Annotated in this window: 2 protein-coding genes; both read left to right on the top strand. The window is 45.5% G+C overall.

Annotated features, from left to right (window positions below):
* Positions 1–346: class I SAM-dependent methyltransferase (locus AC3AYF_RS21280; protein ID WP_487780461.1), on the top strand; the 346-nt coding region annotated here is incomplete at its 5' end.
* 70 nt (positions 347–416) lie between these two features.
* Positions 417–1,287 (top strand): MalY/PatB family protein (locus tag AC3AYF_RS21275; RefSeq protein WP_487780460.1); only part of this gene is annotated, 871 nt, incomplete at its 3' end.

The raw sequence follows: 1,287 nt of genomic DNA, 5'->3' as shown, positions 1-1,287 counted from the left end.
GCTGTTCAGCGGTTATGACTTAGTGCTCGCGGCGAATTTGATTGATCGTCTATATAAACCCGGACTATTTTTAAGCACGATACATGAACGGATTAATGTCGGCGGACTGCTACTAATTACCTCGCCTTATACGTGGTTAGAAGAACATACTCATAAAGAAGATTGGCTAGGCGGCTTTAAAAAAGATGGTGAAAATTTCACTACTTTGGATGGATTAAAAGCGTTATTAGTGGAACATTTTGAGTTGAAAAAAGGGCCGTTAGCCGTGCCATTTGTGATTCGAGAAACCAGTCGAAAATTCCAACATAGCCTCTCTGAAGTGACTATTTGGGAACGAAAAGGGTGACAACGTTGACAGGATCAATGTTGTACAGCCGGAGGCAGCCACCTGACGGGTGCACACAGGGATGTGAGTCATGACCATTAACTTTGATCGGATGATTCAGCGCGAACAGACGGCGAGTCTGAAACATGATGGGCGTAAAGGTTATTTTGGCAAAGATGATGTCATTCCCTTGTGGGTGGCGGATATGGACTTTGCAGCACCTGAAGCGGTGACGCAGGCTTTAATTGCGCGAGCTGAACACCCTGTTTATGGGTACACCATGTATCCAGATAGTATGTTTGAAGCTATGCAATCATGGTTTCAACAGCGACATAATTGGCAGATAGATCGCCGTTCAATCGTCATGTGCCCAGGCGTAGTGCCATCACTTTATGCGGTGATTCAGGGACTGACCAAGCCTGGCGATAAAGTCATTATTCAGCCACCGGTCTATCATCCATTTTTTACTACCATCACTAAAAGTGAACGCGAGTTGGTCTTAAATCCTTTGCAGCTCAAGGATGGACTTTATCGAATGGATTTAGAGCATTTTGAACAATGTGCAGCGGATGGCGCCAAGTTACTTTTATTGTGTTCGCCCCATAATCCAGCAGGTCGAGTTTGGCAGCAAGAGGAACTTGAATCGCTGTTGGCGATTGCGGCTAAATATAATGTCACTATCGTGTCAGATGAGATCCATGCGGATTTGACCTACCCGAATGAACACCATATTCCCTTAGCGGCGATCGCGGGGGATGTTTCGGTAGTCAGCACGGTGTCTCCCAGTAAAAGTTTTAATATTCCTGGCTTAGGTTTATCGGCGATGGTGATTAATGATCCTGAGCAGCGAAGGTTGATAAACGGGGTGTTTGAAAGTTGGCATATTAGTGCAGCCAACCCTTTTAGTATTTCAGCCTTTGAAGCAGCGTATCGTTCGGGCGCCGATTGGTTAGATCAGTTGA

This window comes from Salinicola sp. (genome assembly GCF_982684285.1).
Note: the sequence above shows the minus strand (reverse complement) of the source record. Positions and strands in the feature narration are given on the sequence as shown.